Source organism: Amycolatopsis bullii (assembly GCF_014654205.1).
GTDB lineage: Bacteria > Actinomycetota > Actinomycetes > Mycobacteriales > Pseudonocardiaceae > Amycolatopsis > Amycolatopsis plumensis.
The window spans coordinates 20670-28964 of sequence record NZ_BNAW01000074.1 but is presented as its reverse complement, the minus strand read 5'-3'; the positions used below and the strand labels follow the sequence as shown (position 1 = coordinate 28964).

8 protein-coding genes are annotated in these 8295 nt (G+C 74.8%); 4 read left to right on the top strand and 4 right to left on the bottom strand.

All coding sequences use genetic code 11. The features are described from left to right. Nucleotides 1–46: 46 nt before the first annotated feature. Nucleotides 47–511, bottom strand: coding sequence for an SRPBCC family protein (locus tag IE317_RS41930; protein WP_191316918.1), 465 nt, complete (start codon nucleotides 509–511; stop codon nucleotides 47–49). 112 nt (nucleotides 512–623) lie between these two features. On the opposite strand from IE317_RS41930, the gene IE317_RS41925 reads away from it, so the two are divergent. The 3 genes from IE317_RS41925 to IE317_RS41915 are packed head-to-tail and all read left to right on the top strand — an operon-like array spanning nucleotide 624 to nucleotide 2584. Next, nucleotides 624–1016 carry an STAS domain-containing protein gene (locus IE317_RS41925; RefSeq protein WP_191316917.1) on the top strand — a complete coding sequence of 131 codons (393 nt, stop codon included), beginning with the start codon at nucleotides 624–626 and terminating at the stop codon, nucleotides 1014–1016. A gap of 30 nt (nucleotides 1017–1046) precedes the next feature. Beyond that, the gene (locus IE317_RS41920; protein ID WP_191316916.1) at nucleotides 1047–1856 is read left to right on the top strand and encodes a nucleotidyltransferase; all 810 of its coding nucleotides are present in this window, start codon (nucleotides 1047–1049) and stop codon (nucleotides 1854–1856) included. Beyond that, complete coding sequence (locus IE317_RS41915; RefSeq protein ID WP_191316915.1) at nucleotides 1853–2584, top strand: metallophosphoesterase family protein; 732 nt, start codon at nucleotides 1853–1855, stop codon at nucleotides 2582–2584. The genes IE317_RS41920 and IE317_RS41915 overlap by 4 nt, the downstream gene beginning before the upstream one ends. Before the next feature lie 47 nt (nucleotides 2585–2631). Here IE317_RS41915 and IE317_RS41910 read toward each other — a convergent pair whose 3' ends face one another. From IE317_RS41910 to IE317_RS41900, 3 genes are all read right to left on the bottom strand, one after another. Then, entirely contained in the window at nucleotides 2632–5823 is a 3192-nt protein-coding gene (locus tag IE317_RS41910; protein ID WP_191316914.1) for an AfsR/SARP family transcriptional regulator, read from the bottom strand. A gap of 376 nt (nucleotides 5824–6199) precedes the next feature. Beyond that, a complete protein-coding gene (locus tag IE317_RS41905) occupies nucleotides 6200–6559 on the bottom strand; it encodes a hypothetical protein (protein WP_191316913.1) in 360 nt (119 codons plus the stop codon). A gap of 240 nt (nucleotides 6560–6799) precedes the next feature. After that, entirely contained in the window at nucleotides 6800–7408 is a 609-nt protein-coding gene (locus tag IE317_RS41900; RefSeq protein WP_229903203.1) for an SGNH/GDSL hydrolase family protein, read from the bottom strand. Between the two features lie 55 nt (nucleotides 7409–7463). On the opposite strand from IE317_RS41900, the gene IE317_RS41895 reads away from it, so the two are divergent. Next, complete coding sequence (locus tag IE317_RS41895; RefSeq protein ID WP_229903202.1) at nucleotides 7464–8279, top strand: alpha/beta hydrolase; 816 nt, start codon at nucleotides 7464–7466, stop codon at nucleotides 8277–8279. The last annotated feature ends 16 nt before the right edge of the window (nucleotides 8280–8295 follow it).

The following is an 8295-nucleotide window of genomic DNA, read 5'->3' as shown; positions in this document are numbered from 1 at the left end:
GTCCAGGTGACGGCGGGGGCGGTCGCGCGGCGGTCCACCGGCCGGGTCAGTTCCCCGGGCGGGCGACGTCACCGCGCCAGGCGCCGGTTTCGCGGCCCCCGCGTTCCTCGATGAACGTCTTGAACCGGCCGAGGTCGCCCTTGACGCGGCGGTCCAGGATGCCGAGCTTGTCGGCGACGTTCTCGACGAAGCCGTCCGGGTCGATGTCGAGCTGGACGGTGACCCGGGTCTGCCGGTCGTCGAGGCGGTGGAACGTCACGACACCCGCGTGCGTCGGGCCGGAGTCGGACTTCCATGCGACCCGCTCGTCCGGGTGCTGCTCGGTGATCGTCGCGTCGAACTCGCGGGTCTGCCCGCCGACGCTGATCTTCCAGTGGGTGTGGGTGTCGTCGAGCTGCCGGATCTCGTCGACGCCCTCCATGAAGTGCGGGAAGGACTCGAACTGCGTCCACTGGTTGTAGGCGGTGGTGACGTCGGTCTCGACGTCGACGGATTCGGTGACGGTGCTCATCGCCTGGTGTCCTCTCCTCGGGGCGGCTGGTCTCCTTCTGGAATACCCCGGCAAATCGATGACAAAACGATGCAAGCCCTCTAGTCTCAGGCGGCGAAGGAGAGGAGCTCCCGTGACTGACGACCCGATGCCCACGCTGACGGTGCGCGTCCGCACCGTGCCCGAAGCCGTCGTCGTCGCGGCGGCGGGCGACCTCGACCTGGGCACCGCGCCGGTGCTGCGCGCGCGGACCAGGGCCGCGCTGGACGGCGAGCCGGGCGCGCTGATCGTGGACCTGGGCGCCATCACCTTCTGCGGCTCGGCCGGGCTGCAGGTCATCGCCGAGCTCGTCGCGGAGACGGCGGCCGCGGACCTGCCGTTCGCGGTGGTCGCCGACGGGCGCCCGGTGCTGCGTTCGCTGCAGGTCACCCGCCTCGACGGCACCCTCGCCCTGCACCCGACGGTCGACGGCGCCTGCGCGTGGCTGCGGCGGCGACCCGGCCGAATCGGGCGGGACGGCGGTTAGGGCGGGCCCGGTGGCGGGTAATCCCCCGCCATGGAAGCGGAGGCGCTGCTGCAGAGCCTGACCCGCGTCGTGACCGCGCTCGACGGCACCGGTATCCGGTTCGCCGTGGCCGGTGGCCTGGCCGTGTACGCCCGCGGCGGGCCGCCGTCGGACCACGACGTCGACCTGTTCCTCAAACCCGACGACGCGGAGCGGGCGGCCAAGGTGCTCACCGATGCCGGCCTGCGCCGCGTGCACCCGCCGGAGGACTGGCTGACCAAGGTCTACGACGGCGAGATCCTCGTCGACCTGATCCACGGTCCCAACCACCGGCCGGTGACCGACGAACTGCTCGACCGCGCCGCGCTGATGCGGATCGGGTCCACCGCGGCGCCGGTCGTCTCCGGCACCGACCTGCTGGTGGACAAGCTGCTCGTGCTGAGCGCGCACCGGTGCGACCTGGCGCCGCTGCTGCAAATCGCCCGCGACCTGCGTGAACAGGTCGACTGGACCGACGTCGCCGTGCAGGTGTCGGCGTCGCCCTACGCCCGGGCGTTCCTGGCGCTGCTCGGCGACCTGGCCGTGATCGACCCGAAGGAGGCCCTCGTGCCCGAACCACCGCAATACCTCGTCGCCCGGCTCAGCCGGGCGCTCGCCGAAGACCCCCGCACCGCCGAGCTCGGCGTGCACGTCACCGTGCGGGGCGAGCACGTCCACCTGACCGGGGAGGTGCTCTGCACCGAGCGAAAGGCGGAGGTGGACGCCGTCGTCGGCGAGTACCTGACCGGGGAGCTGGTGCACAACGACATCCGGGTCGCCGACGTCCGGGAACCGGCGAGCGCGGAGGAGATCGGCCGATGAGGATCGCCGCGGTCGGGGACGTGCACCTGGGCGAGGACTCCCGCGGCCTGCTCCGGCCGGCCCTGGAGCACCTGGCGGGCACCGCCGACGTCCTGCTGCTGGCCGGGGACCTCACCCGGCACGGCACCGTCGAGGAAGCCCGCGTGGTGGCCGACGAGCTCGCCGGGCTCGGCGTGCCGATCGCCGCGGTCCTCGGCAACCACGACCACCACAGCGACGCCGGCGAGATGATCTCCAACCTGCTCCGCGAGACCGGCGTCGACGTGCTGGAAGGCGACGCGGTCCGCTACGACCTGCCGGACGGCTCCCTGGGGGTCGCGGGCGTGAAGGGCTTCGGCGGCGGGTTCGCCGGCAAGTGCGCCAGCCGGTTCGGCGAGCGGGAGATGAAGGACTTCGTCGAGACCACGATCGCCTCGGCGGATTCGTTGCGCAAAGCGTTGCAAACCCTCGACACGGACGTCGTCGTGGCGCTGACCCACTACGCGCCGATCCCGGGCACGCTGCACGGCGAGCCGCCCGAGATCCACCCGTTCCTCGGTTCGTACCTGCTGTGCGAGCCGATCGACGAGATGAGCGCGGACCTGGCGTTGCACGGCCACGCGCACTTCGGGAGCGAGCAGGGCGTGACCCCCGGTGGGGTCCGCGTGCGGAACGTGGCGCAGCCGGTGATCCGGAAGGCCTACGCGCTCTACGAACTGCACCCGGCGGAGCTGTCCACCCGCCGCTGATGCAGTGAATGACTCATTCCTGGCATCCGACGCCAGGAATGAGTCATTCACTGCGTTCGGGGCGGGGACACCGACGCCAGGAGTGTTCGCACGGCCGTCAGCACCGGGCGTTCGCCGGCCGCGGCCAGGATTTCCTCGGCCGTGCGCCAGCATTCGCGGGCGGCGCCGGGGCCGGTGAGGGCCAAGCGGGCCTGGCCGAGCACCACGAACGCGTACGCCTGGCCCAGCTTGTGCCCGGCCGCCCGGAACCCGGCGATCGCCCGCGCGGCCAGGTCTGCCGCGGTCTCCGGAGCACCCGCGGTGAAGGACACCCACGCCAGGCTGGTCCGGGCCTGCTCGGCCAGCAGCCGGAAGCCGCCCTCTTCGGCGTCGTGCAGCGCCGCCGTGGCGTGCGGGGCCGCGCCGTCGGTATCCACAGTGGACAGACCGATCCGGGTGGCGATCCGGCCGCGCAGGTAGCCGATCTTCTCCGCCAGCCGGTGGGCTTCGGCGTACTCCGCCAGCGCCGCGGCCGGGTCGCCCTCCTGGCGGTGGAGGTCGCCGAGCGCGCCGAGCGCGTCCACCTCGAACCGCTGGTTGCCCGCCTCGCGCGCCACGGTCACCGCCCGCCGGGCCGCGGGCCACGCCGCCTCGAGGTCGCCGGTCACCCGGTGCACCGCGGCGAGCCGGACCAGCGCGTCCGCCTCGTCGTCGCGGGAACCCAGCTCCCGCAACGCTTCCAGCGCCTCGGTGAGCACGGCCCCGGCTCGGCCGAGATCGCCCGACACGCGGTAGCCGTACCCGAGGTTGCACTGCGCGATCGCGGCCGCGTGCGGGGAGCCGAGCCGGCGGCAGAGCTCCAGCGCGCGCTCGTTGTGCTCGACGCCTTCGGCGAGCCTGCCGTGTTCGATGAGCACGGCACCCAGGTTGATCAGCCCGTTCGCCGCCCGGATCGACGCGCCGCTGCGCAACGTGCCCGCCAGCGCGGCGGTGAAGTGCTCGATCGCCCGGTCGAGCCGGCCGAGATCCAGGTGCACGACGCCGAGCGCGTGCAGGACCGAGTCCGCGCCTTCGCGGGCCCCGGCGGCGCGGTAGGACGCCTGGGCGGCTTCGAGTTCCGCGAGCGCCGTGTCGTAGTCCCCGCGGCTCCAGGCCAGCGCGCCGAGGCTGTGCCGCATCGCCCCGGCCGCGCGCTCGTCCCCGGCCCGCCGCGCGGCGGCCAGCCCGGCGGTCGCCGCCGCCTGCCACTCCGCGTCGAGCCGGTGCGAGTGGAAGAACCCGCGCAGCAGGTCGGCCGCCCGCCAGGCGAACGGCGCCTGCTCCCGCCCGGCGGTCCACCGGATCGCGGCGAGCACGTTGCCGTGCTCGGCCAGCAGCCACCGGCGCGCTTCGGCCGGTTCGACGTCTTCGCCGCCTTCGGGTGCGTCGGGCAGCCGTTGCAGGTCGGGGTAGAGCGCGGTCGCTGCGCCGGCCGCCGCGCGCAGGTAGTACCCGAAGAGCCGGTCGAGGGCGGCTGCCCGCTCGGCCGCCGGAAGCTCCTCGCGCGCCCGCCCGGCGGCGTACGCGCGGAGCAGGTCGTGCAGGCCGAACCGCTCGCCGCCGCGGGGCTGCACCAGGTGGCTCGCGGCCAGTTCCCACAGCAGCCGGGCGGCACGCGGCTCGTCCACCCCGGCCACCGCCGCCGCGCCCGCCACGCCGACGTCGGCGCCGGGCACCAGCCCGAGCAGCCGGAAGACCCGGGCCGCGGCCGGGGAAACGGCGTCGAAGGACAGGTCGAAGGCCCGCCGGACGCCGAGCTGCTCGAGGTCCGGGCCGGCCAGCTCGGCGAGGTGGCCCCGCAGCGACCGGTCCGGCCACAAGGCGAGGTTCGCCGCGACGATCCGCAGGGCCAGCGGCAGCCCGGCGCACAGCCGCACCAGCTCGCGCGCGGCCGTCTCCTCGGCGGCCACCCGTTCCCGGCCGACGACCGAGGCGAGCAACGCGAGCGAATCCTCCGGCGTCAGCTCGGTCAGTTCCACCAGCCGGGTGTCCACGGTCGCGGCCAGGCCCCCGAGCCGGTCGCGGCTGGTGATCAGCACGGCGCTGCCCGGGCTCCCGGGCAGCAGCGCGCGGACCTGGTCCGGCCCGGCCACGTTGTCCAGCACGATCAGCACCCGCCGGTCGGCGAGCACCGAGCGGTAGAGCGCGGCGGCGTCGGCGAGCTCGGTCGGCACCTGGCCGGGCCGGACGCCGAGCGCGTGCGAAAACCGGGTCAGCACCTCCAGCTGCGCGAGGGCAGGCCCCGTCGAATAGCCGTGGAGATCGGCGAAGAGCTGGCCGTCCGGGAAGTGCCGCGCGGCCCGGTGTGCCCAGTGCACGGCGGCGGTCGTCTTGCCCACGCCGGCCGGCCCGACGAGCAGCGCGATCGCCGGGTGCGCCCCGTCCACCATTTCGTCCAAAGTGGACATCAGTGGGCCGCGGCCGACGAGCGTGGCGACGGCCGGGGGCAGCTGCCGCGGCCGGAACTCCGGCCGCGCGAAGACGGACGGTTCCTCGGGTGCCTCGTCGGCGAGGACGGCCCGGTGGGCGCGCCGCAGCCGCTCGCCGGGACCGACGCCCAGCTCACCGGTGAACATCCGGTGCACCTCGCGGTAGGTCTCGAGGGCGTCGGCGCGGCGGCCCGAGCGGTGCAGGGCGGTCAGGTACAGCGCCCACAACGCTTCCCGCCACGGGTGCTCGCGCGTCACCCGCGCCAGCTCGTCGGTGATTTCGCCGGGCCGGCCCAGCTCCAGGCTGACCTCGAACCAGCGTTCCTGCGCCCGCAGCCGTTCTTCGGCCGGCTGGTGGACGTCTTCCCGGCTCAGCACCTCGGCCGGGACGTCGGCGAGCACCGGGCCGCGCCAGCAGGCGAGCGCGGCGGCGAGCAGGGCGCGTTCGGCGTCCGGGCGCGGCTCGGCCCGCGCGGCGGCGGTGAGCTCGCGGAACCGCAGCAGGTCGTGCCGGTCGGGCGGGACGCGCAGCAGGTACCCGGTCGGCCGGGTTTCGATGACGCCGTCACCGAGCGCCCGCCGCAGCCGGACCGCGTGCACCTGGATGCTTTTGCGGGCGGTCTCCGGCGGGTCGTCGCCCCACAGCAGCTCGGTCAGCCGCTCGAGCGACACCGTCGTGTTCGCCCGCATCAGCAACGCCGCCAGCAAGGCCCGCACCTTGGGCCCGGTGACCGGAACCGGTTCGCCGTCCCGCAGGACCTGCAACGGCCCCAGCACCCCGAAGCTGAGCACTCTTCCGCACCCCCCGCAGACCGGACGAACCGGTCATCCCGCCGCGAGGGTAGCGGGAATCGGTCAGCTCGGCGGGACGGGCCGCGCCACCGGCGGCGAGAGCAGCGAGCCGAACACCGGGCCGGCGACGGCGCCGGAGGTCGCCGCCTTCGCCTCGACCGGCGTGGTGGTCCCGGCCGGCGCAGTGCGGACGAGGTCGCCCTCGGAGACCGGGAACCGGCGGATCGCGATCCCGTCGCCGCTCCAGTCCTCGAGGGCGAGCGGATCGGTCGGGAACGTGCCGGGCTCGGCGCACGGAGGTCTCCCGGAAAACGCCGCGGCCGGGGTCGGCGAGACCCCGGCCGCGGCGTGATCAGCGAAGCGTCCTCACGGTGTGTTACCAGCGGAGGCCGATGTTGGACGACCCGGCGGGACCGGAGACCACGCCGTACAGCCACTGGGCCGGCACGCCGCTGCAGGTCCAGGACCGGGGCGGGTCCACGGCGCTGAACCCGGCGCGGCAGACGGTGCCGTTGCTGTTGAGGACGGCCCACTCCGCCCCGCCGCTGCCGTGCACGTCGGCATCGACCGACAGGGTGCCGCCCGGGAACCAGACCTCGGCCGTCTGGCAGGCACTGCCCGGGCACGTCGACGAAGTGCCGCCTTGCACGGTGGCCAGCGCGGCCGGTGCGGCGAGTGCGAGTGCGCCGGCGGCGACCGCCCCCACGACGGCCGCCCGCTTCACGAATGATTTCATTTCTGCCCTCTTTCCCGTTGCTGTGACGGAAGGGGCGGGCGCTGCAGGCCCCCAGCCTGCAGTGCGCGTCACGACGGACGCGGGAAGAGCTCCCCCATTACCCCCCTGGCCGCCAGGCGACCGGCACCCTCCCACCGGCAAGTCCCCCCGGCCGGTGAGTTCCGGACCCCCAGTCCTTCGCCCCGACCGCCTGGCCGACCCGATCTTGCCGGGCGCCGGTTAAAGCCGGGCAAAACCGGCTCAGGCGGCCAGGTGCGCGGCGGCGGCCAGGACGTGCGGCGCCAGTCCTTCGGCGATCACCGCGTAGCCGGCCGAGGACGGGTGGAACCGGTCGGCGGAGAACAGGGCGGGCTCGGCGGCGAAGCGGGCGGCCAGTTCCGGCCCGGCGGCGGCCACCGCACCACCGGCGCGGATCGCGGCTTCGGCCTGGGCCTGCGCGTAGTGGCCGCTGGCCGCGGAGACCAGCTGCCGGTAGGCCGCGGGCACCCGGGCCACGATCCCCAGGTCCGGTGCCGGCACCACGATGACGCGGGCGCCGGCGCGGACCAGCCGCGCCACGGCGTCGTGCAGCTGCCGCGCGCCGACCGCGGGGGAGACGAACCCGGCGAGGTCGTTCGCGCCGATCACGATCAGCGCCAGGTCCACCCCTTCGCCGAGGGCGACGCCGACCTGGCGTTCGAGGTCGTCCGAGCGGGCGCCGGGCACGCCGAAGGTGCGCAGGCGCACGGTGTGGCCCGCGTCGAGCAGCCGCCGGGTGAGCCGTCGGCCGAGGGTGTCGTCCTCCCGGGTGCTGCCGACGCCGGCCGCGAGGGAGTCGCCGAGGACGCAGAATCTGAGTGGTGCGGTCATCACCGGGTACAACGTGGCCACGCCGTCGTTGTTTCCCGTGGGGCTGGAGGTCACGTTGACCAGAACGGTGCTCGTGCGGGTGCTGGTGGTGGCCGTCGTGGTGGTGGTGCTGGTGCTGGCCGCTCTGTGGGCGTTCCAGCGGCGGCTGATCTACCTCCCGGACGCTCGGTCGCTCCCCGCGGCCGCGAGCGTCCTGCCCGGCGCCGAGGACGTCCGGCTCCGCACCGCCGACGGGCTGGAGCTGGGCGCCTGGTACCTGCGGCCGACGGGCCGGGACCCGGCGGCGACGGTGCTGGTCGCGGGCGGCAACGGCGGCAACCGTGCGGGCCGGGCCCCGCTGGCCGCGAAGCTGGCGCAGGCGGGGCTGGCCGTGCTGCTGCTCGACTACCGCGGGTACGGCGGCAATCCGGGCGACCCCAGCGAGGCGGGCCTGGCCCTCGACGTCCGCGCGGCTCACCGCTTCCTCACCGAGGACCGGCGGGTGCCGCCCGGCCGGCTCGTCTACTTCGGCGAAAGCCTCGGTTCCGCCGTCGTCACGGAGCTGGCGCTCGAACACCCGCCGGCGGGGCTGCTGCTGCGGTCCCCGTTCGCCGACCTGGCGGCGGTCGCCGCGGAAATCTACCCTTACCTGCCGGTGCGGCTGCTGCTGCGCGACCGCTTCCCGGTCAAGGAGCAGGTCGCGCGGCTGCGCGTGCCGACGGTGGTGGTCGTGGGCGGCCGGGACTCGATCGTCCCGCCGTCCCAGAGCCGGGAGGTGGCGGCCGCGGCGGCGGCCCGGTTGGTGGAGATCCCCGGTGCCGACCACAACGACCCGGTGCTGCTCGACGGCCCGGAGCTGGTCGGCGCGGTGCGGTCGCTGGTGCCGCGCTGAACCTGGTCCTGGCGGA